35 protein-coding genes and 2 tRNA genes are annotated in these 25220 nt (G+C 62.6%); 15 read left to right on the forward strand and 22 right to left on the reverse strand.

Annotated features, from left to right (window positions below; translation table 11 throughout):
- Positions 1–141: 141 nt before the first annotated feature.
- Entirely contained in the window at positions 142–888 is a 747-nt protein-coding gene (locus P0648_RS12250; protein WP_276246979.1) for an isopentenyl phosphate kinase, read from the reverse strand.
- Positions 885–1949, reverse strand: a complete 1065-nt coding sequence (gene mvk, locus P0648_RS12255; protein WP_277504161.1) for a mevalonate kinase — start codon at positions 1947–1949, stop codon at positions 885–887. Before mvk ends, P0648_RS12250 begins: the two co-directional genes overlap by 4 nt.
- Positions 1950–1975: 26 nt before the next feature.
- On the opposite strand from mvk, the gene P0648_RS12260 reads away from it, so the two are divergent.
- The gene (locus tag P0648_RS12260; protein ID WP_277504163.1) at positions 1976–2539 is read left to right on the forward strand and encodes an NUDIX hydrolase; all 564 of its coding nucleotides are present in this window, start codon (positions 1976–1978) and stop codon (positions 2537–2539) included.
- Positions 2540–2556: 17 nt separating this feature from the next.
- Here P0648_RS12260 and rpsB read toward each other — a convergent pair whose 3' ends face one another.
- The 14 genes from rpsB to moaA all read right to left on the reverse strand — a co-directional run bounded on the left by rpsB (position 2557) and on the right by moaA (position 9773).
- On the reverse strand, positions 2557–3333 hold the full coding sequence (gene rpsB / locus P0648_RS12265) for a 30S ribosomal protein S2 (protein WP_276246976.1): 777 nt from the start codon (positions 3331–3333) through the stop codon (positions 2557–2559).
- On the reverse strand, positions 3330–4526 hold the full coding sequence (gene eno / locus P0648_RS12270; protein ID WP_276246975.1) for a phosphopyruvate hydratase: 1197 nt from the start codon (positions 4524–4526) through the stop codon (positions 3330–3332). Before eno ends, rpsB begins: the two co-directional genes overlap by 4 nt.
- Positions 4523–4705 carry a DNA-directed RNA polymerase subunit K gene (locus tag P0648_RS12275; protein ID WP_276248465.1) on the reverse strand — a complete coding sequence of 61 codons (183 nt, stop codon included), beginning with the start codon at positions 4703–4705 and terminating at the stop codon, positions 4523–4525. Before P0648_RS12275 ends, eno begins: the two co-directional genes overlap by 4 nt.
- Positions 4705–4899, reverse strand: coding sequence for a DNA-directed RNA polymerase subunit N (locus P0648_RS12280; protein ID WP_276246974.1), 195 nt, complete (start codon positions 4897–4899; stop codon positions 4705–4707). The genes P0648_RS12275 and P0648_RS12280 overlap by 1 nt, the downstream gene beginning before the upstream one ends.
- A 12-nt stretch (positions 4900–4911) precedes the next feature.
- Positions 4912–5307, reverse strand: a complete 396-nt coding sequence (locus tag P0648_RS12285) for a 30S ribosomal protein S9 (protein WP_276246973.1) — start codon at positions 5305–5307, stop codon at positions 4912–4914.
- The gene (locus P0648_RS12290) at positions 5301–5738 is read right to left on the reverse strand and encodes a 50S ribosomal protein L13 (RefSeq protein ID WP_276246972.1); all 438 of its coding nucleotides are present in this window, start codon (positions 5736–5738) and stop codon (positions 5301–5303) included. The genes P0648_RS12285 and P0648_RS12290 overlap by 7 nt, the downstream gene beginning before the upstream one ends.
- The gene (locus P0648_RS12295) at positions 5735–6085 is read right to left on the reverse strand and encodes a 50S ribosomal protein L18e (RefSeq protein WP_276246971.1); all 351 of its coding nucleotides are present in this window, start codon (positions 6083–6085) and stop codon (positions 5735–5737) included. The genes P0648_RS12290 and P0648_RS12295 overlap by 4 nt, the downstream gene beginning before the upstream one ends.
- Positions 6086–6111: 26 nt before the next feature.
- Positions 6112–6196, reverse strand: a tRNA-Leu gene (locus P0648_RS12300).
- A 121-nt stretch (positions 6197–6317) separates the two neighbouring features.
- On the reverse strand, positions 6318–7064 hold the full coding sequence (locus P0648_RS12305) for a DNA-directed RNA polymerase subunit D (RefSeq protein WP_276246970.1): 747 nt from the start codon (positions 7062–7064) through the stop codon (positions 6318–6320).
- 2 nt (positions 7065–7066) lie between these two features.
- The gene (locus tag P0648_RS12310; RefSeq protein WP_276246969.1) at positions 7067–7453 is read right to left on the reverse strand and encodes a 30S ribosomal protein S11; all 387 of its coding nucleotides are present in this window, start codon (positions 7451–7453) and stop codon (positions 7067–7069) included.
- On the reverse strand, positions 7450–7980 hold the full coding sequence (locus tag P0648_RS12315; protein WP_276246968.1) for a 30S ribosomal protein S4: 531 nt from the start codon (positions 7978–7980) through the stop codon (positions 7450–7452). The genes P0648_RS12310 and P0648_RS12315 overlap by 4 nt, the downstream gene beginning before the upstream one ends.
- A gap of 3 nt (positions 7981–7983) precedes the next feature.
- Positions 7984–8472 carry a 30S ribosomal protein S13 gene (locus P0648_RS12320; protein ID WP_276246967.1) on the reverse strand — a complete coding sequence of 163 codons (489 nt, stop codon included), beginning with the start codon at positions 8470–8472 and terminating at the stop codon, positions 7984–7986.
- Between the two features lie 69 nt (positions 8473–8541).
- Positions 8542–8626, reverse strand: a tRNA-Ser gene (locus P0648_RS12325).
- Positions 8627–8798: 172 nt separating this feature from the next.
- Complete coding sequence (gene moaA, locus P0648_RS12330; protein WP_276246966.1) at positions 8799–9773, reverse strand: GTP 3',8-cyclase MoaA; 975 nt, start codon at positions 9771–9773, stop codon at positions 8799–8801.
- Between the two features lie 190 nt (positions 9774–9963).
- Here moaA and P0648_RS12335 point away from each other — a divergent pair, with 190 nt between their 5' ends.
- Positions 9964–11001 carry an Mrp/NBP35 family ATP-binding protein gene (locus P0648_RS12335; RefSeq protein WP_276246965.1) on the forward strand — a complete coding sequence of 346 codons (1038 nt, stop codon included), beginning with the start codon at positions 9964–9966 and terminating at the stop codon, positions 10999–11001.
- Positions 11002–11003: 2 nt separating this feature from the next.
- Positions 11004–11213, forward strand: coding sequence for a hypothetical protein (locus P0648_RS12340; RefSeq protein WP_276246964.1), 210 nt, complete (start codon positions 11004–11006; stop codon positions 11211–11213).
- 230 nt (positions 11214–11443) lie between these two features.
- Here the strand turns inward: P0648_RS12340 and P0648_RS12345 are convergent, their stop codons facing one another.
- Positions 11444–11659: a hypothetical protein gene (locus tag P0648_RS12345; RefSeq protein ID WP_276246963.1), complete on the reverse strand. Its 216-nt coding sequence runs from the start codon at positions 11657–11659 to the stop codon at positions 11444–11446.
- A 136-nt stretch (positions 11660–11795) separates the two neighbouring features.
- Here P0648_RS12345 and P0648_RS12350 point away from each other — a divergent pair, with 136 nt between their 5' ends.
- The 3 genes from P0648_RS12350 to P0648_RS12360 all read left to right on the forward strand — a co-directional run bounded on the left by P0648_RS12350 (position 11796) and on the right by P0648_RS12360 (position 13348).
- Positions 11796–11981, forward strand: coding sequence for a hypothetical protein (locus tag P0648_RS12350; RefSeq protein WP_276246962.1), 186 nt, complete (start codon positions 11796–11798; stop codon positions 11979–11981).
- A 67-nt stretch (positions 11982–12048) separates the two neighbouring features.
- Positions 12049–12381, forward strand: coding sequence for a NifU family protein (locus P0648_RS12355; RefSeq protein WP_276246961.1), 333 nt, complete (start codon positions 12049–12051; stop codon positions 12379–12381).
- 34 nt (positions 12382–12415) lie between these two features.
- Positions 12416–13348: a biotin--[acetyl-CoA-carboxylase] ligase gene (locus P0648_RS12360; protein WP_276246960.1), complete on the forward strand. Its 933-nt coding sequence runs from the start codon at positions 12416–12418 to the stop codon at positions 13346–13348.
- Between the two features lie 6 nt (positions 13349–13354).
- Here P0648_RS12360 and P0648_RS12365 read toward each other — a convergent pair whose 3' ends face one another.
- Complete coding sequence (locus P0648_RS12365) at positions 13355–13795, reverse strand: universal stress protein (RefSeq protein WP_276246959.1); 441 nt, start codon at positions 13793–13795, stop codon at positions 13355–13357.
- Positions 13796–13968: 173 nt separating this feature from the next.
- On the opposite strand from P0648_RS12365, the gene P0648_RS12370 reads away from it, so the two are divergent.
- The gene (locus P0648_RS12370; RefSeq protein ID WP_277504168.1) at positions 13969–14271 is read left to right on the forward strand and encodes a hypothetical protein; all 303 of its coding nucleotides are present in this window, start codon (positions 13969–13971) and stop codon (positions 14269–14271) included.
- Here P0648_RS12370 and P0648_RS12375 read toward each other — a convergent pair whose 3' ends face one another.
- Positions 14272–15285, reverse strand: a complete 1014-nt coding sequence (locus P0648_RS12375; protein WP_276246957.1) for an amidohydrolase family protein — start codon at positions 15283–15285, stop codon at positions 14272–14274.
- A gap of 22 nt (positions 15286–15307) precedes the next feature.
- The gene (locus P0648_RS12380) at positions 15308–16531 is read right to left on the reverse strand and encodes an HD domain-containing protein (RefSeq protein WP_276246956.1); all 1224 of its coding nucleotides are present in this window, start codon (positions 16529–16531) and stop codon (positions 15308–15310) included.
- A gap of 156 nt (positions 16532–16687) precedes the next feature.
- On the opposite strand from P0648_RS12380, the gene P0648_RS12385 reads away from it, so the two are divergent.
- From P0648_RS12385 to asd, 8 genes are all read left to right on the forward strand, one after another.
- Positions 16688–18295 carry a Na+/H+ antiporter NhaC family protein gene (locus P0648_RS12385; protein WP_277505879.1) on the forward strand — a complete coding sequence of 536 codons (1608 nt, stop codon included), beginning with the start codon at positions 16688–16690 and terminating at the stop codon, positions 18293–18295.
- On the forward strand, positions 18292–18528 hold the full coding sequence (locus tag P0648_RS12390) for a hypothetical protein (protein ID WP_277504171.1): 237 nt from the start codon (positions 18292–18294) through the stop codon (positions 18526–18528). The genes P0648_RS12385 and P0648_RS12390 overlap by 4 nt, the downstream gene beginning before the upstream one ends.
- A gap of 108 nt (positions 18529–18636) precedes the next feature.
- Positions 18637–19626: a 2-phospho-L-lactate transferase gene (gene cofD / locus P0648_RS12395; protein ID WP_276246954.1), complete on the forward strand. Its 990-nt coding sequence runs from the start codon at positions 18637–18639 to the stop codon at positions 19624–19626.
- Complete coding sequence (locus tag P0648_RS12400; protein WP_277504174.1) at positions 19627–20364, forward strand: tRNA-dihydrouridine synthase; 738 nt, start codon at positions 19627–19629, stop codon at positions 20362–20364.
- Entirely contained in the window at positions 20361–21191 is an 831-nt protein-coding gene (locus P0648_RS12405) for a triphosphoribosyl-dephospho-CoA synthase (RefSeq protein ID WP_277504177.1), read from the forward strand. Before P0648_RS12400 ends, P0648_RS12405 begins: the two co-directional genes overlap by 4 nt.
- A 2-nt stretch (positions 21192–21193) precedes the next feature.
- On the forward strand, positions 21194–21763 hold the full coding sequence (locus P0648_RS12410) for a DUF447 domain-containing protein (RefSeq protein WP_277504178.1): 570 nt from the start codon (positions 21194–21196) through the stop codon (positions 21761–21763).
- A 41-nt stretch (positions 21764–21804) separates the two neighbouring features.
- Positions 21805–21993: a 30S ribosomal protein S17e gene (locus P0648_RS12415; RefSeq protein WP_276246950.1), complete on the forward strand. Its 189-nt coding sequence runs from the start codon at positions 21805–21807 to the stop codon at positions 21991–21993.
- A 118-nt stretch (positions 21994–22111) separates the two neighbouring features.
- Positions 22112–23146 (forward strand): aspartate-semialdehyde dehydrogenase, encoded by a 1035-nt coding sequence (gene asd / locus P0648_RS12420; RefSeq protein ID WP_276246949.1) that lies wholly within the window; start codon positions 22112–22114, stop codon positions 23144–23146.
- Between the two features lie 237 nt (positions 23147–23383).
- Here the strand turns inward: asd and P0648_RS12425 are convergent, their stop codons facing one another.
- Complete coding sequence (locus P0648_RS12425) at positions 23384–24295, reverse strand: D-2-hydroxyacid dehydrogenase (protein WP_276248463.1); 912 nt, start codon at positions 24293–24295, stop codon at positions 23384–23386.
- Positions 24296–24398: 103 nt separating this feature from the next.
- Positions 24399–25187, reverse strand: coding sequence for an enoyl-CoA hydratase/isomerase family protein (locus tag P0648_RS12430; RefSeq protein ID WP_277504182.1), 789 nt, complete (start codon positions 25185–25187; stop codon positions 24399–24401).
- Positions 25188–25220 lie beyond the last annotated feature (33 nt).

A 25220-nucleotide genomic window follows, 5' to 3' on the forward strand; every position in this document is an offset into this window, starting at 1 on the left:
GCGTGGGCGACCGGCGGGTCCCCGCCGAACGCCCACAACCGCACGAGGTGGACGGCTTGCTGTCTCGGTTACGGAACGGTACGAACTCGGTTGTTAAAAAGAACGTGGAATGGCTGTCAAAATCACCACTCGTTTGGGCCGTCAGTCCGTCCGACCGTCGATTCGCGTGCCGGGAGACTCACCGGCCAAAAACGCAGCGAGTCCATCCAGCCCGAAGATGTCAGCGGGCGAGCCTAACGCGAGCAGTTCGCGAACCTTCCCGGCCATTCCGCCGGAAACGTCCGTTGCGTCGCTCCCGCCAAGCGCAGGCGCGACGGCCTCGAAGCTGTCGATTTCGTCGATGACGGTGTCGGACTCGTCGAGGACGCCCGGAACCCCAGAGCAGAGACCCACCCGGTCTGCCGCCAGGGACCGCGCGAGCGACGTGACGAGTTCGTCGCCGCTCACGACCGTCACGCCCTCGCCAGCGTGCGCGATGACGTCGCCGTGCAACACGGGGACGAACCCCTCACCGAGCAGCGTTTCGACCGCCGTCGTCGCGAGGGTAAGCGCCCCCTCCTCGTCGCGGGCCGCCGCAGAGAGCGGATGGACGGGCACGGCGGGAACGCCCTCCTCGTTCAGCCGATTGACGACGACTTCGTTCAGCCGCTTCATCGCCTCGTGGATGTCGAGGACGGCGTCGGGGTCGTGACTCCCAGCCGTCGTCGAAACGTCGTGTTTGTTCGCGTGGTGATGGCCGAAGCTTCCCCCGCCGTGGACAATCACGAGGTCTTCTACGTCCGCCTCCGCGATGACGTGGACGGCCCGCGCCAGGTTTGCGGCGTCTATCTTCTCGACGCCGTCTTTTTCGGTGATGACGCTCCCGCCGAGTTTGAGTATCGTCGTCATCGTTCCTCCACCCGAACGCCTTCGGTGTCCAGTTCCGCCCGGAAGGCGTCTTCACAGCCCATCGTAAAGCGCAGTGCCGTCGTCGTCGCGTCCGTCTCGTCGAGCGCGACGATACAGCCACCGCCGCCCGCGCCCGTGAGTTTCGCCCCGAGTGCGTCGGCGTCGCGGGCCGCCCACACCATCGTATCGAGCGAGCGCGAGGAGACGCCGAGGGCTTCGAGCAGGCCGTGGTTGAAGTTCATGAGTCGGCCGAGTTCCTCGAGGTCACCGTCCGCGAGCGCCTGCTCACCGTGGCGGACGATGTCGCCGATGGCCGCGACGGTGTTCGCCGCGAAATCGTACTCCTCGCGGAGTTTGCGAACGCCCGCGACGAGCGCACCGGTGTCGCCCGCCCCACCGTCGTAGCCGATGACGAACGGGAGATTCGCGGGCGTCTCGATGGTGCGACAGTCGTCGCCCTCGACCCGAACCGCCCCGCCCATCGCGGAGCAAAAGGTGTCCGCCCGCGAGGCCTGACCGTCCTGGACGGCGAGTTCGACCTGATACGCCCTATCTGCGAGTTCGTCTTTCGTGAGTTCGACGCCCAGTTCGCGGGTGGCGGCGTCGATGGCGGCGACCACGACGGCCGCAGAGGATCCAAGTCCGGCCCCGAGCGGAATGTCGCTCTCGATGGTGATGTCGAAGCCGGCGTCGGGGTCGTCGGCCGCCTCGCGGGCCGTCGAGATGGCTCCGTCGATGTAGCCCATCGCCGCACGAACGAGGCCGCTTGGCACGTCCACGTCCGGCGCGCCGTCGGCATCGCCGCTGTATTCGACGGTGAACCCATCGAGGGTGAGGTCGGCCGCCTCGACGCGCAATCGGTTGTCGTCGCGGGCCTCGACGGTGACTCGCGCCCGTCGTTCGATGGCACAGGGGACTGCCGGTTCCCCGTAGACGACGGCGTGCTCACCAAAGAGATAGACCTTGCCTGGAGCACTTGAAATGGTCATTACGTGCCCGTAGGCGCGAGGCGTAACAGTAGTTGCGGATTTGTCCCTTCGCCCAGTTTCCTTACAATTCAATAGTGATGACTACCATTCGTGGAGATATGTCCATCACCGCGCGAATGCGTCGCCACGTCGAGGAGACGATTCGACGATTCGACGCGGCCTACGGCACCTACGAAATCGTAGAGAAGGAGGCCACCTGGTCGACCGAGCGCTACGACGAGGTCGCCGCCCACTTCGACGAAACCGGCGACCTCGGCGGGGCCGGCGTCTGGCTCTCGAACCGCGACGGCGAGGTGCTCCTCATCCAGCGCGACGGCGAGACCACCTGGACCGCCCCCGGCGGCTACATCAATCCCGACGAGACCTACGAGCAGACCGCCCGCCGGGAGGTCCGCGAGGAGACGAGCGTCGAATGCCTGCTCACCGGACTGAATCAGGTCCACGTCACCGCGGTCACCGACGCCACAGACCCCACTCGACCGACGCTGTTCAACCTCTCTGTGGTCTTCGACGGTCAGCATCTCTCGGGAACACCCACGCCCGAACCGGGCGAAGTCGCCGCCGTCAAGTGGTGGGACGTGCTGCCGACACGGCTCCAGCATCCGGAGTTACACCAGTTGCCACTCCCCGAGCGAACGCCGTCGCTCGCGGACGAGGACTAGAAACGAAAAAGGTTCGCTTAAATGTCGCTCTCGAAGTCGTCGAGGGCGTAGGACGGCTCTGCGCCGCGGCGGTCGAGCGTCTCGTTGGCCAGCAGCCAGTAGACGACCGACAGCGCTTTGCGACCTTTGTTGTTCGTCGGGATGACGAGGTCGACGTTGCTGGTCGAGTTGTTGGAGTCGCACATCGCGATAACGGGAATCCCGACGGTGATAGCCTCTTTTACGGCCTGGCTGTCACCGATTGGGTCAGTCACCACGACGACGTCCGGTTCGATGTAGCCCGCGTAGTCCGGGTTGGTCAGCGTTCCGGGGATAAACCGGCCCGTGCGAGCGCGTGCGCCGACCGCGTCGGCGAACTTCTCGGCGGGGAACCGACCGTACTGGCGACTGGAGGTCACCAGAATCTGTTCGGGGTTGTACTCGGCGAGGAAGTCCGCGGCGGTGCGGATGCGCTGGTCGGTCTTCGAGATGTCCAGCACGTACAGACCGTCGTCACGGACGCGGTGGATGAACCGCTCCATGTACTTGGTCTTCTGCTGGGTACCGATGTGGACACCAGCGGCGAGGTAATCCTCGACCGGGATGAGGAGGTCTGCTTCCTCCTGGTTGTCCATCACGTCCTCGTCGAGCACGGGGCTCTCTTCTTCGGCCTCCGCGGCCGGCTCTTCTTCGTCTGCCTCTCGGACGTCCGTGTCGGGGTCGACCGCGGGTTCCGCACCGGACTCGCCGGTCGGCTCCTGGTCGATCTCCTCTTCGGCCGCCTCGAGGCCTTCTTCTTGTTCGTTGTCGCTCATGCGTTTGCCTCGATTCGGATGAGTTCGTTGAGTTTTGCAGTGCGCTCGCCGCCGACGGCACCGGTCTTGATGAACGGTGCGTCAGTCGCGACAGCGAGGTGTGCGATCGTCGTGTCCTCTGTCTCACCGCTGCGGTGGGAGATGACCGGGTCGTACCCGTTGTGGACGGCGAGTTCGACGGCGTCGAAAGCGTCGCTCAGCGTGCCAATCTGGTTTGGCTTGATGAGGATGCTGTTGGCCGCGCCCATGTCGATGCCGTCGGCGAGTCGCTCGGTGTTGGTGACGAACAGGTCGTCGCCACAGATGAGCGTCTGGTCGCCGACGCGCTCGGTGAGCGCCGCGAAGCCGTCGAAGTCGTTCTCGTCGAGGGGGTCCTCTACGTACACGAGGTCGTAGTCGGTGACGAGCGAGGCGATGTACTCGACTTGCTCGTCGGGCGTGCGCGTGATGTCGCCGTAGTGGTACGCGCCGTCTTCGAACAGTTCGGAGGCGGCCACGTCGAGGCCGAACCGAATCTCGAAGCCGACGTCGTCTTCGACCGCGTCGGTTGCCGCAGCCATGATGTCGAACGCCTCTGCGTCGTCGATCGCGGGCGCCCAGGCACCTTCGTCGCCTTTGGCTGCCGCAATGTCGCGGTCTGCGAGCAGTTCTTTGACTGTGTCGTGAACCGCTGCGTTTGCGAACACCGCGTCCTCGACGCTCGGTGCGCCGACGGGGGCCGAAAGGAACTCCTGGATGTACGTCGCGTCGGTGGCGTGTTCGCCGCCGCCGATGACGTTGCCGAGTGGGACGGGGAACGTGTTCCCGCGGAACGTGCCTCCGAGGTGCTGATAGAGGGGCGCACCGAGCAGGTCGGCGGCCGCCTTCGCCGCAGCCATACTGATGGCAACGGCGCTGTTCGCACCAATCTCGGAGAAGTTGTCCGTCCCGTCTGCGGCGCGCAGGGCCGCGTCGACACTGCGCTGGTCGCCTGCGTACACGTTCCCCACGAGTCGTGGGACGGCGTGTTCACGGGCGGCCGCGATGGCCTCCTCGACAGGAAGTTCGATGGCCTCGAATTCACCCGTGCTCGCCCCGCTCGGGGCTGCTGCACGGCCGAATCCGCCGCTCTCTGTACGCACGTCAGCCTCGACTGTCGGGTTCCCCCGCGAGTCGAGAATCGCGCGAAGGCGAACCTCGGAGATGAGGGTCACTGCGGTCCACCCCGATTGACGGTGAACGGCAGGACGCCTGCGTCGAACTCCTCGGCCGCGATGAGAATCGGCTGGGATTCGTCCGTCTCGATGAGGACGGGTGCGCCGTACGACACCTGCAGGGCGCGTGCCCCGAGGATGCGTGCTTTCTCGTACCGGCTGTATCGTTGCATGGATATCACTGGTATGGGGCTACGACGTCGACGAGGTCGCGGTGCGACACAAGCATGCGCCGACAGCAGAAGCGGTCCAGCCCGAGGTCGTCGAGTACTTCTTCGGGGTCTTCATCGCCCTCTAAGGCGCGTGCTTCGAATTCTTCCCAGTGTTCGCCGACAACCTTGCCGCACGTGAAACACCGGACTGGTATCATCATGGCGTGGTCACCTCAACGGTAGGACTTCTGGTAGCGGGCGCGAGCGCCGGGCCCACCCCACTTCTTCGGTTCAGACTGGCGAACGTCGTTCACCAGCAGGGAACGGTCGAACTCCATGAACGCGTCGCGGAGTTCGGCGTCCGCGGAGTGCTCAACCAGTCCACGTGCGATAGCGGTGCGGACTGCGTCGGCCTGGCCGACGACGCCGCCGCCCTGGACGTGCACTTCGATGTCGACCGTGTCGCGCAGGCCTTCGGAGATTCGGAACGGTTCCAGCATCTTGAGGCGGGCGAGCTCCGGTTCGACCAGTTCGACTGGCTGGGAATTGATACGCACGCGACCCTCGCCCTCTTTGACCGTTGCACGGGCGATGGCCGTCTTCTTCTTACCACTCGTGTTCGTTACCATGTGACGTTGGCTCCCAGTTTTTCGCTCACTTCGCCCAGCTGGACGAAGCGGATGTTCGACAGGCGATCCAGCGACGTACCGTCAAGTACCTCGCCGTCTTCGTCGTACGGGTTGCCCACGTAGACGCGGACGGATTCGAGTGCCTCGCGGCCGCGGGACTTCTTGTACGGAAGCATCCCACGGATGGCACGCTTGAAGATCATGTCCGGTCGCTTTGGGTAGTACGGACCCTGGTCGGACCCGACCTCGACGCGCTTCTCGTAGACGGAGAACACGTCTTCCTTGCTCCCGGTGATGATGGCTTCTTCCGCGTTCACCACGGCGACACGCTCGCCGTCGAGCGCGCGCTGTGCGACCTGACTGGCCACACGGCCCATGATGCAGTCGCGAGCGTCGACGACGATGTCGACGTCGAATTCGGTTGCGCTCATTGGATCACCCGGACGTTCGTCCCGTTGGGGTTCTGTTCTAGAATCTGTTCCAGCTTGACTGGCTCACCGACTTGCTTGATCTTCGTCTCTGCGGACGACGAGAAGTCGACTGCAGCGACGGTGACCGACTTTTGAAGAATCCCGCTGCCGAGCACCTTTCCAGGCACGACGACGGTTTCGTCTTCTTTCGCGTACCGCTCGATGCGACCCAGGTTAACCTCCGCGTGGTTACGCCGGGGCTTTTCGAGCCGGTCAGCAACATCGCTCCAGACGTCTGCGCCCGAATCACGGGCGGTCGACTTCAGGTCGGCGATGAGACTGGCGAGCCTCGGATTCGTCTTACTCATAATATCGCTCCTGATGGAAAACTGAGTGCAGGGGGCAGGATTTGAACCTGCGGACTCCTACGAGACAGCGCCCTGAACGCTGCGCCGTTGGCCTGACTTGGCTACCCCTGCTCGTGTTCATGTGTTTTGGGTTGCCCTTCAAACCTGTTTCGATTGCGCACCCGGTCCCGCCGGTGGTTTTGTGGGCGGGCGTCCGGGTCTGAATGTGGTTTGAAGGTATCATTTGTCTGTGTTACAGCTGGACTGCTTCTTCGAGTTCCGCAGCACGGTCGCCGAGACTGTCGGCGGCGGCGAGGACGAGGTCGGCGACGGAGAACGACCCGTCGGTTTCGACGTCGAACACGAACGCGTTCGGAACGTCGGTGACCTGCACTTCCTTGCCGGGGTACCGCTGCGTGAGGTCGTGGTCGAACTCCTCTGTGCCGACCAGTTCCCCGTCCGCTTCGATGACACCACGAAGGATGTTCGGTTCGTCGTCTTCGAACTCACCCGCGTCGCCGACGACCTCCACGCGCTGGAGGTGACGATAGCCAACGGCCACCCCACCCTGGAACTTCGCGTGGGATTTGCCGGTGTCGAGGACCGCGTCGGCCTCGAATTCGAGACGCTGGTTCTCTTTGAGTTCGACGATGGGCACGTTCTGGTCCGCCGGCTGGACGAGGTCGTCAGCCGAGACGAGGTCACCAGAGTACGCCGTCGCCGGCCCCTGCACGTCGAGACTCAGGGTGACCGATTCACCCAGCTCGAACTCGCCGATTGGCGAGGTGAGAGGGACGAGCCCCAGCCGCAGGGCGATCATCTCGTCGAACATGACACTCGAGTTCTCGATGAACCGAACCGTGTCGATCGACATCGTGGGGACGTCCGTAATCATCGCTCGGCGGATGCCGTTGGCGAATGCCGGGGTGACCCCACGGACGAGGAATCGCGACCTGCGATCCGTGTAGTCGATGAACTCCACTTCGTAGTCGATAGCCATTGTTAGAACCCGCTGTTCTTGGGACCGCGAGTACCGTCGTGCGGAATTGGCGTTACGTCTTCGATACGACCGATTTCGAGACCGGCACGAGCGAGAGCGCGGATGGTCGCCTGCGCACCGGGTCCGGGGTTCTTCTGGAGGTTCCCGCCGGGACCGCGAACGCGGACGTCGAGGCCGGTGATGCCGGCCGCCTTGATCTCCTCGGCGACGGTCTCTGCCATCTGCATGGCCGCGTACGGGGATGCCTCGTCACGGTTCTGCTTGACGACCGTCCCACCAGAGGACTTGGCGATGGTTTCGGCGCCGGTCTGGTCGGTGACGGTGATGATGGTGTTATTGAACGATGCGTAGACGTGGGCGATGCCCCATTTCTTTTCTTCAGAACTCATTGTTGGTCCTCCGAGCGCTCAGGGTGCAGGTCGTCTGCGAGCGGACTGGTCTCGTCGAACGCGACCGAGTCCTCGTCGTCGACGTACACTTTCGCGGACGGCGACGTGACGCGGCTGCCGTTTACGGTGACGTGGCCGTGGACGATGAACTGGCGTGCCTGCTTCGGCGTGTGGCCGAGGCCCTTGCGATAGGCGACCGTCTGGAGACGGCGCTCTAACACGTCGTTCACGTCGAGACTCAGGACGTCGTCGAGGCCGTCGTCCTCGGAGAGGACGCCGATGCGCTTGAGACGCGTGAGGAACGGCGAGCCGAGTTCGGTCGCGGCTTCCGTGTCACCCTGCGTCTGCCCGAGCAGTTCACGGGCTTCGCGGCGGTAGTTACGCAGTTCCGACTGCGCCTTCCAGAGTTCTTCTTTGTTCTTCAGGCCGTAGCGGCCGAGGAGACCGTGCTCTTCGGCGATTCGCTCGCCCTGGAACGGGTGATTCGGGGTTTCGTAGAACTTCGTATTCTGTCCGGGAAGCGACATACGTTATTCCTCCTGTTTGATGGCTTCGACGTTGACACCGATGGTCCCCTCCGAACGCCCGGTGGACTTGGTGCGCTGCCCGCGGACCTTCTGGCCGCGCTTGTGGCGTGCGCCCTTGTAGGAGTTGATCATCTTCATGCGATTGATGTCACGGGTTCGCGTGAGACTCACGTCGTTGCCGGTGATGTGTTTCGTCTGCCCTGTGTAGAAGTCAGACTGACGGTTGGTGAGCCAAACTGGCACCTCGTCAGCGTAGTCCTCTACGAGCGTGACGATCGATTCGATCTCGTCTTCCTCGAGGCGGCCAAACGTTTCACGTCGGTCGATGCCGGCTTTGTTCGCGATGATGCGGGCCGTCCGTCGGCCAATGCCGTTCATCTCGCTCAGTGCGCGCTCGATGCTTTTGGTCCCATCGAGGTCTGTCTGTCCGATGCGAACGAAGTATCTAATGTCGTCTTGTTCTTCGTCCGCGTTGGGTTCTTCTGCACTCATTGTTGCTGGATGGTTGATGAAGCAAGTTCATTGCTTCGGTCGAAAGTGTCCGTTAGTGGACGTTCGAGACGTCGTGGCGGGGATTCGAACCCCGGAGGCTTGACGCCACAGAGTTAGCAACCCTGCGCCTTGGGCCAGACTTGGCTACCACGACCTGCGCTCAGTATCTTCGCCCGGCTGGACTCGGGGCGCGGGCCCCTACAGCTATTCGCTTACGTTGATACCAACCCGGTTGGGGTACTTAAACACAACGAAAGAAGTCGACCGCGTAGTGAAATTATCACCGAGAAAACCGCATGACTGAACCGGCCTTCCGTGTTACCCGTTCACGCGCCAGCCGGTTTCTGGTCGGGGAGGTATTTTTCGTTAACCACCCATTCGCCGTCCTCCTCGATGAGGTACTCGCCGTAGTACGGAACGCGGTTCGCCACGACTTCACGAAACGCCTCGCGAATCTCGGGTTTCGTCATCGCACCCATCGGCCGCAGGTCGTCGTTGCGATTGAGACAACCTTTGAGATACCCTTCGTGCGTCACGCGCACGCGATGGCAGTTCGCACAGAAGCTCTTGTTCCCGACCGGGTCGACGATTTCGACCATCCCCTTCCCGATGTAGTACCGCTTTCGCCCGTGCATCTCCCGTCGCTCCACGTGGTCTGCTTGCTCAGCCAACCAATCGTGAACGCGCTGGATGTCGATGGCCCACTCGTCGTGTCCCGTCAACTCGGGCATGTACTCGATGAGCTGTAATTGCAGGCCTTCGTTCTCCGCGACGTGGTCAACCATCTCGGGAACGTAGCCGGCCGTCTGCTTGAACACGACCATATTCAACTTCACTGGGTCGAGTCCAGCGTCGAGGGCTGCCTGAACGCCCTCTAACACCCGGTCGTATGCCCCCGATTTCGTAATCTCCGCGAACTCCGTCGGGTCGAGGGCGTCCTGTGAAACGTTTACGCGCGAGAGACCCGCCTCCTTCAGCCCTTCTGCCCGCCCCGGTAGAAATGTCCCGTTCGTGGTGAGCGAGACTTCCATCGACTCTGGCGTGCGCCGAATTATCTCCTCTAAGTCCTGGCGCAACATCGGCTCGCCACCTGTGAACTTCACCTTCTCTACGCCGAACTCCTCGACCACTTCGAGAAAGCGAACGACGTCGTCCGCGCTCATCTCGTTGTCCTGTGGGTCCATCGGCCCTCGCGTGTCGCCCAGCCCCTCGTTGTGACAGTAGACGCAATCAAAGTTACACCGGTCGGTGAGGGAGACCCTGACACCCGTCACCTCGCGGCCAAAATCGTCCGTGAGCATATCACACACTACTCCTCCGTCCGCTTAAATTGGCGGGACAAATCGGGGGGGGACGTAACCACAACCAGTTACGAATCGAGTATCGTTGAAACTAGCAGCTCTTGCATTGCCAGAGACGTCAACACGTCAAACCAGCTGGTAGTGAAACCCTTCACAAGCCTTATCGCCGCGTCGTGATGTACATGCGACCATGAACGAAGCGGAAATCCTCGACCTGCTCGGCACCGTCGAGGACCCCGACCTCGGCGACGACATCGTCTCGCTGAATCTCGTAAACGAGGTCACGACAGACGCCGACGGAACCGTCCACATCTCCCTGGCACTCGGAGCTCCCTACTCGCCACACGAATCGCAAATCGCCGCTCGCGTCCGCGAAGTACTCGCAAAGGAAGGCATCGAACCGGAACTTTCTGCGGACGTAGACCGCGGTATCACCCCCGAAGAGAGCATCCTCCCGAACGTCAAGAACATCATCGCCGTCGCCTCCGGAAAGGGCGGCGTCGGAAAATCGACCGTCGCGGTGAATCTCGCCGCTGGCCTCTCGCAGATGGGCGCACGCGTCGGACTGTTCGACGCCGACGTGTACGGGCCGAACGTCCCCCGGATGGTCGGCTCTGACGAACGACCGAAGGCCACCGCCGAGGAAAAAATCGTCCCACCCGAGAAGTACGGCATGAAACTCATGAGCATGGCCATGCTCACGGGCGAGGACGACCCCGTCATCTGGCGCGGCCCGATGGTTCACAAGCTCCTCACCCAGCTCTGGGAGGACGTCGAGTGGGGCCACCTCGATTACATGGTCATCGACCTCCCACCCGGAACCGGCGACACCCAACTCACCCTCCTCCAAACCGTTCCCGTCACCGGTGCCGTCATCGTCACCACACCGCAGGAAGTCGCCCTCGACGACGCTCGCAAGGCGCTCCGGATGTTCGGCAAACACCAGACCCCCGTTCTCGGCATCGTCGAGAACATGAGTTCCTTCCGCTGTCCCGACTGCGGTGGTGAACACGCCATCTTCGGTGAGGGCGGCGGCGAACGCTTCGCCGACGAAGTCGAGATGCCGTTCCTCGGGAAAATCCCCCTCGACCCCCACGTGCGTACGGGCGGTGACGAAGGCAAACCAGTCGTCATGGACGAGGACTCTGAGACCGGCGCGGCATTTCGAGCGTTTACGGAGACTACTGCCACGAACATCGGAATTCTGCTCCGTCGCGGAATGCAGTAACCATGGTCGAGAAAGACACCGAACGGATGGCAACCATCCGGGAAATCGCAGACGAAATCCGCGACGGGTCAGACGAGGCCGACAAGATTTCCGCGCTCCTGTACCGCGTGAGCGACCTCTACGATCCAGACGAAGAGACCACCCCACAGGACATCTACCTCAACATGAAGTTCATCCTGAAAGTGGTCGAACGCGGGACGCTCGAGCGCTGATAATCTTGTCAAAGTTAATTAGAAAATAGCACTCGGACCGCAAATATCAACAGCGCAGTTGTCGGAGTTCCAATAAATATTAGTAAACCAAGTGTTTCTGGAGGCAAAATTGCGACATCAGCTTGGCTTTTTGCTATCGTAGGATTGGAAACAATCCAATCAAATACAAATATTGACACCAATATAGTAATAGCCGCAGCCAAAAATTGTTGTATTTCCATTTCTTCTCATCATCCTTCAATATGGTCAATGACTATCAATGCAACAAGTGAGATAATCAGGAATCCATGTATTATTGGGTTCCATATCAGGTTCATAAACGATTTCAACGCACCAAACGGCCCTCCAAATCCAAAATCATCCCAGATACCTGCAACACTCAAAATCAAAAAGGTGGCAATTAGCAACACACCGTATATTTTCAAGTTATCGACCAGTCTCCCCATACAAAAATGTCCATTTGCCTTATTTATTGATTTTTCTACTGGAAAGGGTTGAAGGGGTCAGAAACTTATCTTCATTCAATGTTTGCCGACCGGTCCCTTCCCGCTCATTTTTACCTCCCGGCGTCCAGGTAGCAGTATGTCTATCTACCGTGGAGTTCTTCGCCGGGCGTTCGTCGCGGGGGTCGTCGCGTTCCTGCTGGCCACAGGTATCGGGATGTTGACGAAAGATTTCGCGGCGAGTCTCCCGAGTGGACTGGGCGTCGGTGTGGGCGTCGCCCTCTCCATCGCGCTCACGGGTTTTTGGCTGGCTCGCGGGACGTGACTAATCGGGTAGAACAGCCGCCTCACCGGTGCGAAGCGCTATATCTGTGGACTTCCTTCGTTCAGTCATGAGCACAGAGACGCAAACGACAGAAGCGGACGTTATGGAACGGATCCGCCTGTTCATGATGCGCAACTTCCCACAAATTCAGATGCACGGCGGGAGTGCGGCCATTCAGGACCTCGACCTCGAAACGGGCGAAGTGTCTATCTCACTCGGCGGGGCGTGCAGCGGGTGTGGTATCTCGCCGATGACGGTACAGGCACTCAAGCACCGACTGGTCATGGAGATTCCCGAAATCACCACCGTCCATGCCTACACCGGGATGGACGCCGCACCCTCGATGCCGTCGTTCTCGGGGCGTGACGACGACGAGAACCGCCCACAGGCCCCCTTCTAAACGCCTTTTTACCTCCCGGTACGTTGCTCGAGGTATGAACGAAACGAGAGCGCGAGTCTTAGCGGCACTCGCCGCAGGCCCGGTGTCCGGTCCTGAACTCGCCGCTTCACTCGACATCTCCCGGGCCGCGGTCTGGAAACACGTAGAGGGGCTCAGAGACGCCGGATTCACGATCGAATCGGGCGACGAGGGGTACATCATCGCGGACGTTCCGGAGTACGGTGGTCCCGCCGTCGAATACGGCCTCGAAGCCCCGTACACGATTGAGTACCATGATTCAATAGACAGTACCAACCGCCGGGCGCGAGACCTCGCGAAGGACGGTGCCGAGAACGTCGTCGTGCTGTCGGACGAACAGGTCGGCGGACGCGGGCGGTTGAATCGTGAGTGGGTCGCGCCGGCTGGTGGCATTTGGATGAGCGTCGTCATTCGACCCGACCTTCCGGCCGCTCACGCACCGCTGTTGACGCTTGGCGCGGCAGTTGCCGTCACCCGGGCAGCCAGAGAGGCGGGCGTCGAAGCCGTCATCAAGTGGCCAAACGACGTGCTCGTGACCACTGATGACGGAGAGAAGAAACTGTGTGGCATCCTCACCGAGATGTCAGGGGAAGCAGACCGCGTCTCCTGGGTCGTGGTCGGAATCGGTGTCAACGCGAACCTCACACGGGACCAGATTCCGGAGACGGGGACGAGCCTGCTCGTCGAGCGCGGTGAGGTGAATCGACGCGTATTCGTCCAGCGCGTCCTCGAAGAGTTCCATGATTTAGTCAGCGAAAGCGACGACATTCTTTCGGCGTGGCGCGAATACGCTCACACGCTCGGCCAGCGAGTGCGAGTCGAAACGCCAAACGGCGACGTCGTTGGCAAAGCTGTCGACGTCGAGTTCCCCGGAACCCTCTGTATTGAAACGGACGAGGGCCTGGTCAGGGTTTCGTCGGGCGATTGTGACCACCTCCGGCCGGTGTAGTTCAGGTTAGTCCCGGTCATGGGAGACGCGTACCGTCAACACCGGAACGTCCGAGGTGCGGACGACTTTTTCTGCGACGCTCCCGAGGAGCAATCGGTCGATGCCGCCCCGTCCGTGGGTGCCCATGAAAATCAGGTCGCAGTTTTCGTTTTCCGCGTAGCGGACGATTTCCCGGCTTGGTGCTCCTTCCAGCAACGACCGTTCGAGCGGAACCCGACCGTCGACGAGCGTTTCCACTTCGTCGAGCGCGGCGTTGCCTTCGTTCGAGAGCATCTCGCTCACGCCGTCCCACGACGTCTCCATCGGGAGATTTGCGAAGCTTGCGGTGTTGATGACGTAGACGGCGTGTATCGTCGCGTCGTGAACCGTGGCCAACTCTACGGCCTGTTCTATGACGCCGTCCATCCCCTCAGAGCCGTCAGTTGGAACGAGGATGCGCTCGTACATCGTGTTAGTCGATAACACATTTAGGCCGACGCCTCTTAACTGTTGTAGCGAAAATCGCCACCGACCACTCGTTTTGCTTCGTTGAAACGACGAATTACTGGATAGTAATTTTATTCTGATAGTTACGTTTCGTTTATCGTGTAACCGAAACTATGTATCTCTGGGTGTGAGAAATGGGTGTGGACATTCTCGGCGAAGTGGTGAAGCAGACTGAGCAACCCGCCGGCGAACCTGCCTGTCGTTCGCTTCCGGAGCAACTGGACGCGGTGGGCATGCTCTTCGAGACGATGGCTGCACTCCTCAGTGGCGGGACCATCAGCCTCGACAGCATCATCGCGCTGTTCTTGCTCCCGCTCACGCTTCTCGACTTGCTCGTGGGAATCGCCTCGTGTGCGCTCGAAAATCCGCTCGAACTGCTCGACATCCTACTCTTCGTTGCGGGGCCGGTCGGCGTGCTCGTTGGCGTGTTCTTGTAACTAGAGGACGACGTCTTTGACGTCGCTCGCACCGGCCCGTCTGACAACGGCGCGTACGAGTTCCTTGGCTCCCGTGAGATTGTGCGAGTCGCCGTCGAGAACCTGGAGTTTCGCCCGTTTGCCCTCCTCGACGACGCCGTAGTCGAGGCCGGTGATTTCGGCCCCGTTCACCGTCGCCATGCGGAGAATTTCAGCGGCTGGAACATCCGTGAGTTTCGCCGTAAACTCCATTTCGCGGAACATCGAGGGACTGTTGAGCATCACGTTATCCGTCCCGAGGGCGACCGTCGTTCGCTCGACCCATTCGGCGATAGGCGGCAGCCCCACCTTCGTCACGAGATTCGACCGCGGGCAGACGACGATGGGAATTTCATTGTCCTCGACGCGCTCGTAGTGAATCGATTTCGGGTGAACCATGTGAACCAGAAAGTCTGGCTCCAGGTCGAGTGCCGCGTTGATGTCGAGTTCGTCGCGTTCGCCCGCGTGGATGCCGAACAGTTTGCCGGCGTTCTTGGTGGCGGTTCGCTCGCGGCTGAACTCGGCGTCTCGCGCCCCACTTGCGCCATACCCGTCTGCCAGTTCCATCGCTTCGATTTCTTCGCGCCCGAGGATGACTGGCTCGACCAGCAGGCCGTCTGCGGCGTCGCGAAGCGCCTCGACTCCGTCCGTGCCTCCTTCGCGGAATTCGATGAACGACGCGGTTCCCGATTGCGCCATGAACTGAATCGACCGACGCATCGCAGCCACGAGGTCGGCACGGTCTGCGGCTCGCAGGAGACGGTGTTTCAGCCCGTCGGGCGGCGCGACCAGTTCGTCGAGCGAGAGGCCACCGCCTGCCTCCTTGGCAATCGAATCGCCGATGTGGGTGTGGGCGTTGACGAACGCTGGGAGGATGATATCAGTCGAATCCGTCGATGTCTCCTCTATCGCGGTGATTCGTCCATCCTCCACGACGACGCGACCTTCTATCGGGTCGAACGACCGACCGGTAAGTATCGTACCCGTGAGTTCCATGGATGCAGTTTTCCGGGCCACCTTATTCAAACTCGTCGAGTCGAGCGTGCAAGCCGTGGCGCACGTCCTGGACGAGTGAACCGTCGATGTCGAGGCCCAGTTCGCGCACGGCTGCATTGCCGACCCGTTCAGCGACTCCCTCTGGGGCGTACACACCGAGTCGCCACTGGTCGAGCTGGGCGGTTTCGAGCGCACTCACGAGCGTCGATTGCTGGTCTAACTGGCGGATTTCGCCGTTGACGATGACGCGCGTCGAGGATTCTTTCATCTTCGGCCGTTTCGGGACGTCGAGGAGCACCTCGTCTACGTCCACCTCCGCCTGCACCGCGATGTCCGTCTCCCACTCGTGAATCTGTTCCCGGGAGGCGTCGATGACGGCATCCGAAACGTCGCGCATCTCCGCCCAGACGCCGCGTTTGTACAGGTTTCGGTACGTGAGCCTATTTGCGAACTCCTTCGTTCCGGCGAACTCCCGAAGGGCGACGATGAGGTCGTGGTCGTCCATCCGGCGCAGGGTGTCCGGCGTGACCACGTCGTTTTCGAGGAGGTGTTCGGTCGCCCGCCGGAGCATCGTCTTGCTAATGCGGGCGACGTGGTGGTTGTACACGGTCGGATTCATCAACGCACGGGCGAGCAACAGACTCTCTGCGGTCTGGACGTTCCCCTCGCCGAGGACGAGTTCACCGTCCACGAACCGGAGTTCTCGGACGAGTCGGCCGTGGTCGATTGTTCCGTAGGGGACGCCCGTGTGGTGGGCGTCGCGCACGAGATAGTCCATCCGGTCGACGTCGAGTTCGCCAGAAACGAGTTGCCCCAGTTCTCCCTCGCCAGCGACGAGGTCAGCCACTTTGTCGGGGTCGAGACTGTGCGCCCGAAGCACGTCACCGACCGCTCCCGTCGCGAGGAGTTCGTGAACGTCGTCGTGGTACTTGCCCGTGTGGTGTTCGATGATGGTCTCGATGTTGTGAGAGAAGGGAGTGTGACCAACGTCGTGGAGCAGTGCCGCGGCTCGGACCCGTTCTGCCTGTCGCCCTTCGACCCGAAGATGGCGAAGCGCCTGCGTCGCCAGGTGATAGACGCCGAGGCTGTGTTCGAACCGAGAGTGGTTCGCAGAAGGATAGACCAGCCCGGCGGTGCCCAGTTGCTTGATGTGGCGCAGTCGCTGGACTGCTGGCGTATCGAGCAACGCCTGGGCGACGCCCGCGACCTCGATGTGGTCGTGGACGCTATCCTTGATGTGCTTCATACGCCACCCTTCGCCGCCTTGGTACAAAACATCGTGGCCGGCAATCGGGCAGACGATGATTATTCGTGAGGGTTGAGAACACGCCTCATTCAATTCGCTGAGAAGTTTCGGAAAAAATAGGTAGATTGTTAACGGCGGATTGGCAAAGCGACCATGATGTCTAGTGACAAGCAAGCCGGGTCCGACGAACTCGACGAGAATCTCCGCCAGGAGTTGGCGGGGGCGTCGGGTCAATCCGGGCCGAAATTAGAATTCTACGGAGGGAAGTGGATGAGCGCCCTCCCTATCGCATTGTTCATCGCCTGGGCAATCTTCCAGAGTGGGCTGCTGGGAATCGGTGACACAACAGGGCTTGCTATCGGAATGCTCGTCTCCCTGACCGTCGGGATGCTGTTCGTCAAAGGCGACTGGAAAGATTACGCGAACACCATCTTCGAGGGCATGACCCGTCGGGTCGCGGCGACGGCCATCGTCGCCTGGCTCTGGGCCGGCATGTTCGCCCAGGCGCTCCAGGACGGCGGCTTCGTCGACGGCCTCGTCTGGGCGGCACAGGTGCTTCCCGTAAGCGAGACGCTTCTGCCACAGATTTTCCCGGCAGTGACGTTCATCCTCGCCGCACTCCTCGCGACGGGTATCGGGACTGGCTACGGGACCACCATCGCGTTCACCGGGTTGTTCTTCCCGGCGGGTCTCCTGCTCGGAGCGAATCCAGTCCTCCTGTTCGGTGCCATTCTCTCGGGCGCAGTGTTCGGCGACAATCTCGCCCCAGTGAGCGACACGACCATCGTGAGTGCTGTCACGCAGGACTCCGACATCGGTGGCGTCGTGCAGTCGCGCTTTAAGTATGCAATCGTCGCCGCCGTCATGGCCTTCACCGCCTACATCGTCCTTGGCATGTCGATGCCGGGAATCGACATCGGGCAGAACGCCCAGCAGTTGCTCGCAGAACAGAGCAACCCGCTCGGTCTCGTACACCTCCTCTCGATGGGGATCGTCATCGTGACGGCCATCAGGGGTCGCCACATCGTCGAGGCCATCTCTTGGGGGATCATTACTGCCCTCATCGCGAACCTCAGCCTCGGTCTCGCCTCCGTCACCGACATGCTGGTGTTCACGGCCCCTGAGGGCGCGCCATTCGCCACGCAGCTCGCATTCCTCCCGTTCGTCGAGACGTTCGCGGAAGGCGCAGACGTAAGCGCCGGCGTCGGTGGCGCACTCGTCACCGGAGCCTCCGGGTTCTTCCCGCTCATCGTCTTGACCCTGCTCATCGTCGCCGGTGCGCAGATCATGATTCGCGGTGGTGGCTTCGAAGCCCTCCAGAACTTCCTGCTGAGCGCCGTGGCGACGAATGTGCGCCGTGCGGAGACGACGATGGTACTCGGCACCGCGTCCGTGAACGCGATGATTACCATCAACACGGCCGCCGAAATCGCCATCGCGCCGTACATCTCTCGTATGGGTGAGAAGTTCAACATCAACGGCTACCGCCGGGCAAACATCCTGGACGCGAACACCTCCGCACTCGGGTACATCTTCCCGTGGGCTGGTGGCGTCCTCGTCGGCGTGACTCAGATGGAGCAACTCGCCGCAAACGAGGGACAGTTCTCGTGGTTCACCACGGACATGGTCGTGAACGCCATCGACGTGGTTCCGTTCGTCTTCCACGGCTGGTTCCTCGTCGGCGTGTTCCTGCTCGCCGCCCTCACCGGGTACGGGCGGGAGTACATTCCTGACCGCGAATCGAAGGAGGTGGCCCGCGTATGAGCTTCCTCTCGAACCTGTTTCGGACCTCCACGCCGTCGTTCGAGCCGGGCCAGGAATTCTCGGTGTTCATCACTGGGTATGACACTGACGGGGCTGTCGCTCGCGTGGGCGACACCCACCTCTTCGTCGACGGGGCAACGGAAGCCCACGTCGACGAGAAAGTGCGCGTCCGCGTTCTCGAATTCGACGACGACGCCTTCGAAGGTAAAGCCGAACTGCTGAACGGCGCGTAAGCCGCCTCGACGTTCTTGTTACTAATTTTCGGCGCGGGTACAGACGGTGTTCAGATGCTCCACGTTCGAGGGGGAGCGTTTAACCTGCCGGCCAGTCACCACTCTCGCATGGTCACGTTTCTCGCAGGCGGCACTGGCACCCCCAAGCTACTCTGGGGTGCCGACGCCGTCTTCTCGCCCGCCGATACCACCGTCATCGGCAACACCGGGGACGACGTGGAACTCGGCGGCCTGCTCGTCTGCCCCGACGTGGACACCGTCCTCTTCTCACGCGGCGGCGTCCTCGACACCGACCGGTGGTGGGGCATCGCAGACGACACGGACGAGACGAATCACGCACTGTTCGAACTCGCGGCGGACGCGGGCCTCGAAACCGGCCCGCGCTACCTCCCGGACGACGCCCAGACTGCCGGGCGAAGATTGGCCCGCTGGCGACGATTTTCCGGCGTCGCCGAGTTCATGACGATTGGCGACCGCGACCGGGCGGTTCACATCACCCGGACGAGCCTGCTGGACGAGGGTAACTCGCTCACCGAAGTCACCCAGACGCTCGCGGACGCGTACGGCCTCGACATCTCGTTGCTCCCGATGAGCGACGACCCCGTGGCGACCATCGTTCACACGCAGGACGGCGAGCTGCACTTCCAGGAGTTCTGGGTCGGCCACCGCGCCGCGCCGGAAGTCGAGCGCGTCGAATTCCGCGGGGAAGCGGAGGCGAGCGCCACGAAAGAGGTTCTCAACGCGCTCTCCGAACCGGTGGTCATCGGCCCGTCGAACCCAATCACGAGCATCGGGCCCATGCTCGCCATCGACGAGATTCGCGAGGCGCTCGAAGCGACAACCGTGGTCGCCGTCTCGCCGTTCGTCGAGGACACTGTCTTCTCTGGCCCGGCAGCAGAGTTGATGGCGGCGTCGGGCTACGACCCCAGCACGGCGGGGGTTGCAGCGGCCTACCCGTTCGCGGATGCATTCGTCCTCGACACCGAAGACGGCACGCGACTCGACCGTCCCGTGGTCAGGACGGATACGCGAATGGACACACAAGCCGATTCGAGGCGCGTCGTAGACGCCGTCGCAGACGCACTGGAGGTGGTCTGAGTGTTCGAACCGCGCGTTGTCCTCGCGAGCCTCTCCGGGGAGTCAGACGCCCAGTGGGCACGTCGTGGAGCCGCCCACGCTGGGGCCGCGTTTCTCGGCGGCGTCTCGCTCGACGACCAGACACGGGACGCGGCCCGAAAACTGGTCGCCCGGGACAGAACGGAGTTCCTGCCCGCAGACCCCATCGCGTTCATCGATACCGAACTCGGCGCGCTCGCAGAGACGACACTCCAACCGGGCGTGAACGTCCGGACCGTCACCGCAGAACCGGTGCGCGAGGCGGCGGCCGTGTGCGAACGCCACGACGCAATCTTCGAACTGAACGCCCACTGTCGACAGGACGAAATGTGCGCCGTCGGGGCCGGAGAGACGCTGCTTGCAGATACGGAGCGCCTCTGTAAGTACGTCGACGTGGCGGCGGAAACCGGCGCGACGGTCAGCGTGAAAGTCCGCGCCGAAGTCGAAGGTGTAGACCTCGCGGAGACGGCCAGCGGGGTCGAAACCGCCGGCGCGGACATCCTGCACGTCGATGCGATGGACTCTGAGGCCGTCATCGCGGAGGTGTCGAACGCGGACCTGTTCGTCATCGCCAACAACGGCGTTCGGGGCACAGAAACGGTGCGGGAGTACCTCGCCTTCGGGGCCGACGCCGTGAGCGTGGGCCGCCCCAGTGACAATCCGACGGTGCTCGCTCGCGTTCGGCGGGCGACCCAGCAGTGGTTCGGAGGGCGGCCATGAGAACGCCGGCACAGAACGCCGAACTCGCCTTGCTCCTCGAAGTGGCGAGTACCCCAAAGCCCGGCAACGTAGACCGCCACCGCGACCACGCAGACCTGCGATTCGAGCACTTCCTCGCCGGCGCGGTGGGGGCGCAGAACGGTCTCCAACTCGCCGCTGCGGGCGAACCGCTCGGTCACGCCTTCGAACGCGCGGTGGCCGGCATGGCTGAACAGCGCGGCGGGAACACCCAGTTCGGGGCGCTCCACTTGCTCGTTCCGCTCGTCCGAACCGCGACCGGCGAGTTCTCTCCAGCGGCCGCAAAGCGCCTCGTCAGGGACACGACCGTAGAGGATGCAGCAAACTTCTACCGCGCCTTCGAGCACGTGGACGTGTTCGTGAGCGACCCGCCAGCAGACGCAGACGACCTTGACGTACGGCGCGGACGGAGGGCCATTCCGACGCTCGAAGCGCGCGAGCTCACGCTGTACGATATCATGAAGATGAGCGCCCCGACCGACGGCGTCGCGAAGGAGTGGACGACCGGGTTCGAGCGTTCGTTCGCCGGTGCGGAACGCCTCCGTCGCCTCGACGGTCCGGTCACCGACCGAGCGGCCCAGGTGTTCCTCGAACTGCTCGCCGACGAACCGGACACGTTCGTCGAGAAGCACCACGGGCGCGAGGTGGCCGAGGAGGCAAGTGAGAGCGCGCAAGCCTATCTCCGGCGAAAGGCGGACCCCGAGAAACTGGCAGACCAGTTCGTGAAAGAAGGAATCAACCCGGGAACCACCGCAGACATCGTCGCGGCCGCGCTGTTCATCGCCCTTGAACGGGGCGTAAAGGTGTGACGATGGAGCCAGGATGGCCCGTCGAACTGCGCGGCGTCACCGAATCGCTCGTCACGACGCGCGGCCCGAACGGGAAGTGGAACGTCGCGGCCCTCGGCCTCCACGCGGGCGGCCCGGTGACCGCGCGAACCTTCGGTCGGACGCGCACCTGGCGTAACTTCCACGCACGCGGCGAGGGATACGTGCAATTTCCGACCGACCCCGTCGATTTCGTCGCGGGGGCACTGTCGGTGTACGAGGTGGCCGACCCGATTCTCGATAGCGCCTCCGCATGGGCACGCGTGAAGACGAAACGGGTGAGCGAAGAAGCGCGCGGTGGGATAACAGTCGAGACGTGGGAACTCACGCCCGTCGAGTCTGCCGAGGTCGCGGCCGCCGTCCCGACCATCAATCGGGGATTCAACGCCGTCATCGAGGCAACTGTGGCCGCCTCACGCCTCGATGTGCTCGAGTACGACACCGAGACGCTGGCCGCACGGCTGTCGTATCTCGCAGACGTGGTCGAAACCTGTGGCGGACCGCGTGAACGCGAGGCGCTGAAGCGTCTGCGGTCGCTCGTCTCGTGGGAGTGAGAACGAACGTTTTTAGTCGCTGAACGGGGAACCAGACGGTAATGGCAATCAAACCCGCCTACGTCAAGAAGACCGGCCACCGACTGATGGAGAAGTACCCAGAAGCCTTCAACACGGACTTCGAGCACAACAAGGACACCGTCGAAGAGCTCACCAACATCGAGTCGAAGAGCGTTCGCAACCGCATCGCGGGCTACGTCACCCGCAAGATCAAGACGTCGGCAGCGTAATCAGTTCTCCTCTCTGCGCGTTTCCCGCCCCCGAGCGACGGCCTCGTCCCCCGGCTGCGGGCAGTAACAAGTGCAGGTTCCACAATTGTTTTGAACAGGCCTCTCTCTACGTCAGGTGATGACTGTCAAGGTAGGCATTCTTGGAGCCACCGGTGCCGTAGGGCAACGGCTCATTCAGCTTTTGGAACCGCACGACCAGTTCGAAATCGCCGCGCTCACCGCGAGCGCGGATAGCGCGGGCAAGTCGTACCGCGACGCCGCAAAGTGGCGGGTCAACACGCCCATCCCAGACTCCGTCGCGGACCTCACCGTCACCGACACCAATCCCGACGAGGTACCCAACGACGTGGACCTGCTGTTCTCCTCGCTGCCCTCGTCGGTCGGGGCCGCCGTCGAAGAAGGCTTCGCCGAAGCGGGCTACGTCGTCTCCTCTAACTCCTCGAACTGGCGGATGGCCGCGGACGTGCCGCTCATCATTCCCGAAGTGAACGCAGACCATCTTGGCCTGCTCGAAGTCCAGCAGGACGAACGCGGCTGGGACGGCGCCATCGTGAAGAACCCCAACTGTTCGACCATCACCTTCACGCCGACGCTCGCCGCGCTCACCGACTTCGGCTTAGAGCGCGTCCACGTCGCAACCCTGCAGGCGGTCTCTGGGGCGGGCTACGACGGCGTCACGTCGATGGAAATCATCGACAACGCCATCCCGCACATCGGCGGCGAAGAGGAGAAGTTAGAAACTGAATCGCGCCGACTTCTCGGCGAGTTCGACGGGGCCGAAGTGAACCTCCACGACGTGGAAGTCTCCGCCTCGTGTAACCGGATTCCGACGCTCGACGGCCACTTAGAGAACGTCTGGGTCGAAGCCAGCGAGGAACTCACGCCCGAGGCCGCCGCCGAAGCCATGCGCGACTATCCGGGCCTCGACCTCCCGCTGTCCCCGGACCCGTTCATCCAGGTGTTCGAGGAGTTCGACCGCCCACAGCCACGCCTCGACCGCGACCTCGGCGACGGCATGAGCATCTCTGTCGGTGGCCTCTCCGCGTCAACGTTCGGGCTGCAATACAACTGTCTCGCGCACAACACGATTCGCGGCGCGGCGGGCGCGAGCGTGCTGAACGGCGAACTTCTTCTCGACAGAGACTATCTCTGAAACAAAGAAGTGGCTCCCGTGTTCAGGTATTGTGTCGTGTTCACGGCGTGAACAGTGAACAGTAAATGAGTATATCATCTACTCGGTGTTAGTACAACTTGCATCCGTTTGCAATGGGGGTTGCTCCGGATTGCGCACACGTGTGCTGTGGTTTCCGCGCCGAATGGAAACGAGTACGGTCTGGCGGTTCCGTCACGGGGTGGGTAGGGAAACGGCCTGAGGGGCGGTCGTTTTGCGTTAGCGAACCTGATTTTCGAGTGTTTCGTACCGACCAGTTTCTGCGACCGTCTGGAGATTCCGCGCCACGATGTCTCCAAGCCGTTCGTAGTACGCTGGCGTGTGGCCCGCGTTGTGCGGCGAGATGATGACGTTCGAGAACCCCCAGAGCGGGTGGTCTGCCGGGAGCGGTTCGGGGTCGGTCACGTCGAGGGCCGCCCCGCGGAGTTTTCCGAGGCGAATCGCCCGGACCATCGCGTCCGTGTCCACGACGGGGCCACGGGCGACGTTCACGAGAACGGCTTCCGGGGGGAGCGTGGCGAACGCCTCGCGGCCGATTAGTCCCCGCGTCTCCTCCGTGAGTGGGCAGGCGAGCACGAGGTAGTCGGTCCGGGCGAGTGCCTCGTGGAGGTCGTCGAATCCGACCACCTCGTCGGTTGGGCCACCCTTCTCGGGCGAGTAGCGCACGCCGAGCGTCGTGACGTCGAAACCCTGCAACCGCTCCGTGACGGCCGTGCCAATCGCTCCGAGGCCGACGATGGTCACCGTCGAACCCTTCAGTTCACGGGTCTCGTAGTGGCGCCACTCGCGCGTCTGCTGGCGTCGCCAGCCTTCGGGGAACGATCGGGCGAGCGCGAGCATCGACCCGACGACGTGCTCGCCGATGTTCGGGCCGTGGACGCCGGAGGCGGTGGTGACGGCGATGTCGCGGGCAGCGAGTTTTTCGAGTGGCAGGTGGTTGTACCCGGCGTAGACGCAGGCGAACAGTTCGAGGTTCTCCGCGGCGTCGAGCAACTCCTCGTCGATGACGCCGCCCGTGACGACCGGCGCGTGTTCGATGAGCTCGCGTTCTTCCGATGGAGTTCTCGCAACCGCGATATCGTGGTCGGGGAGTCGCGCCCGGAGAGCCGCGGCGTACTCCTCGACGGGCATGCCGTGGACGCACCGGCGCAGTATCAGCACGTCCGGGTCGTTGGTCAGTGTGACCACCTCACTTGCATACGACGAGGTTTTCGCCGACGCCTATATATCCCGCCTATCGACCCTCGAACTCTGCGGGGGATTTCTCGAAGAAGGCGTCGTGTCCGCGGGTGAAATCGTCGGTGTTCGCCAGTCCCGCGATGCGGTCGAGTTCCGACGTGAGTTGCTCCGAGAGGGTGTTCTCGAAGCTCTCGTGGAGCAATCGCCGTGTCTCAGCGTAGGCGGCCGTCGGCCCGCTCGCTACGCTCGCGGCGAGGTCCGCGAGGTGCGCGTCGAACGCCTCGTCTGCGACCCGTTCGGTGACGAGTCCGAGGTCTACGGCTTCCTCGCTGCCGACCGGTTCGTCACGGAGGGTGAGTCGCTGGGCCTGCCGAAGGCCGACGAGGCGCGGCAGGAAGTAGGTCGAACCCCCGTCCCCGGAGAGGCCAATGCGCGGGTAGGCGAACTCGAACCGAGCAGACTCGGCAGCGAGGACGATGTCGCCGCACAGCGCGAGGCCGAGGCCCCCACCGGCGGCCACGCCGTTTACGCCCGTCACGACGGGCATCGGTGCGTGGACGAGGGCGCTCACGATGGCGTGTAGGTCGGTGGCGAGGTGGCGAAGACGAGACTCATCGGTTTCATCGCCGTCAAGCGTGCCCAGGTCCGCGCCAGTACAGAACGTCGCTCCCGTGCCGCGGAGGACGAGACAGCGAACGTCGTCGCGGGAGACGGCGTCGTAGGTGGCTTCGCGCAGTTCTGCGGCGAGTTGGCGGTCGAAGGAGTTGTGCGCCGCTGGGCGGTCGATGCGGATGGTGTGGACGGCGTCCGTCTGGTCGGTCGAGACGTACTCGTATTCGGACATGGCACACAGAGTGTTTGGCACCGGGAAAACTGT

This window comes from Haladaptatus sp. DYSN1 (assembly GCF_029489995.1).
Lineage (GTDB): Archaea > Halobacteriota > Halobacteria > Halobacteriales > Halococcaceae > QDMS2.

What these genes read in the sequence shown, in the direction of transcription:
- P0648_RS12250 (WP_276246979.1), bottom strand. Translation starts at nt 888, where the DNA reads ATGACGACGATACTCAAACTCGGCGGGAGCGTCATCACCGAAAAAGAC.
- P0648_RS12260 (WP_277504163.1), top strand. Translation starts at nt 1,976, where the DNA reads ATGTCCATCACCGCGCGAATGCGTCGCCACGTCGAGGAGACGATTCGA.
- rpsB (WP_276246976.1), bottom strand. Translation starts at nt 3,333, where the DNA reads ATGAGCGACAACGAACAAGAAGAAGGCCTCGAGGCGGCCGAAGAGGAG.
- P0648_RS12280 (WP_276246974.1), bottom strand. Translation starts at nt 4,899, where the DNA reads ATGATGATACCAGTCCGGTGTTTCACGTGCGGCAAGGTTGTCGGCGAA.
- P0648_RS12285 (WP_276246973.1), bottom strand. Translation starts at nt 5,307, where the DNA reads ATGGTAACGAACACGAGTGGTAAGAAGAAGACGGCCATCGCCCGTGCA.
- P0648_RS12290 (WP_276246972.1), bottom strand. Translation starts at nt 5,738, where the DNA reads ATGAGCGCAACCGAATTCGACGTCGACATCGTCGTCGACGCTCGCGAC.
- P0648_RS12295 (WP_276246971.1), bottom strand. Translation starts at nt 6,085, where the DNA reads ATGAGTAAGACGAATCCGAGGCTCGCCAGTCTCATCGCCGACCTGAAG.
- P0648_RS12305 (WP_276246970.1), bottom strand. Translation starts at nt 7,064, where the DNA reads ATGGCTATCGACTACGAAGTGGAGTTCATCGACTACACGGATCGCAGG.
- P0648_RS12310 (WP_276246969.1), bottom strand. Translation starts at nt 7,453, where the DNA reads ATGAGTTCTGAAGAAAAGAAATGGGGCATCGCCCACGTCTACGCATCG.
- P0648_RS12315 (WP_276246968.1), bottom strand. Translation starts at nt 7,980, where the DNA reads ATGTCGCTTCCCGGACAGAATACGAAGTTCTACGAAACCCCGAATCAC.
- P0648_RS12320 (WP_276246967.1), bottom strand. Translation starts at nt 8,472, where the DNA reads ATGAGTGCAGAAGAACCCAACGCGGACGAAGAACAAGACGACATTAGA.
- moaA (WP_276246966.1), bottom strand. Translation starts at nt 9,773, where the DNA reads ATGCTCACGGACGATTTTGGCCGCGAGGTGACGGGTGTCAGGGTCTCC.
- P0648_RS12335 (WP_276246965.1), top strand. Translation starts at nt 9,964, where the DNA reads ATGAACGAAGCGGAAATCCTCGACCTGCTCGGCACCGTCGAGGACCCC.
- P0648_RS12340 (WP_276246964.1), top strand. Translation starts at nt 11,004, where the DNA reads ATGGTCGAGAAAGACACCGAACGGATGGCAACCATCCGGGAAATCGCA.
- P0648_RS12345 (WP_276246963.1), bottom strand. Translation starts at nt 11,659, where the DNA reads ATGGGGAGACTGGTCGATAACTTGAAAATATACGGTGTGTTGCTAATT.
- P0648_RS12350 (WP_276246962.1), top strand. Translation starts at nt 11,796, where the DNA reads ATGTCTATCTACCGTGGAGTTCTTCGCCGGGCGTTCGTCGCGGGGGTC.
- P0648_RS12355 (WP_276246961.1), top strand. Translation starts at nt 12,049, where the DNA reads ATGAGCACAGAGACGCAAACGACAGAAGCGGACGTTATGGAACGGATC.
- P0648_RS12360 (WP_276246960.1), top strand. Translation starts at nt 12,416, where the DNA reads ATGAACGAAACGAGAGCGCGAGTCTTAGCGGCACTCGCCGCAGGCCCG.
- P0648_RS12365 (WP_276246959.1), bottom strand. Translation starts at nt 13,795, where the DNA reads ATGTACGAGCGCATCCTCGTTCCAACTGACGGCTCTGAGGGGATGGAC.
- P0648_RS12370 (WP_277504168.1), top strand. Translation starts at nt 13,969, where the DNA reads ATGGGTGTGGACATTCTCGGCGAAGTGGTGAAGCAGACTGAGCAACCC.
- P0648_RS12375 (WP_276246957.1), bottom strand. Translation starts at nt 15,285, where the DNA reads ATGGAACTCACGGGTACGATACTTACCGGTCGGTCGTTCGACCCGATA.
- P0648_RS12380 (WP_276246956.1), bottom strand. Translation starts at nt 16,531, where the DNA reads ATGAAGCACATCAAGGATAGCGTCCACGACCACATCGAGGTCGCGGGC.
- P0648_RS12385 (WP_277505879.1), top strand. Translation starts at nt 16,688, where the DNA reads ATGTCTAGTGACAAGCAAGCCGGGTCCGACGAACTCGACGAGAATCTC.
- P0648_RS12390 (WP_277504171.1), top strand. Translation starts at nt 18,292, where the DNA reads ATGAGCTTCCTCTCGAACCTGTTTCGGACCTCCACGCCGTCGTTCGAG.
- cofD (WP_276246954.1), top strand. Translation starts at nt 18,637, where the DNA reads ATGGTCACGTTTCTCGCAGGCGGCACTGGCACCCCCAAGCTACTCTGG.
- P0648_RS12405 (WP_277504177.1), top strand. Translation starts at nt 20,361, where the DNA reads ATGAGAACGCCGGCACAGAACGCCGAACTCGCCTTGCTCCTCGAAGTG.
- P0648_RS12410 (WP_277504178.1), top strand. Translation starts at nt 21,194, where the DNA reads ATGGAGCCAGGATGGCCCGTCGAACTGCGCGGCGTCACCGAATCGCTC.
- P0648_RS12415 (WP_276246950.1), top strand. Translation starts at nt 21,805, where the DNA reads ATGGCAATCAAACCCGCCTACGTCAAGAAGACCGGCCACCGACTGATG.
- asd (WP_276246949.1), top strand. Translation starts at nt 22,112, where the DNA reads ATGACTGTCAAGGTAGGCATTCTTGGAGCCACCGGTGCCGTAGGGCAA.
- P0648_RS12425 (WP_276248463.1), bottom strand. Translation starts at nt 24,295, where the DNA reads ATGCCCGTCGAGGAGTACGCCGCGGCTCTCCGGGCGCGACTCCCCGAC.
- P0648_RS12430 (WP_277504182.1), bottom strand. Translation starts at nt 25,187, where the DNA reads ATGTCCGAATACGAGTACGTCTCGACCGACCAGACGGACGCCGTCCAC.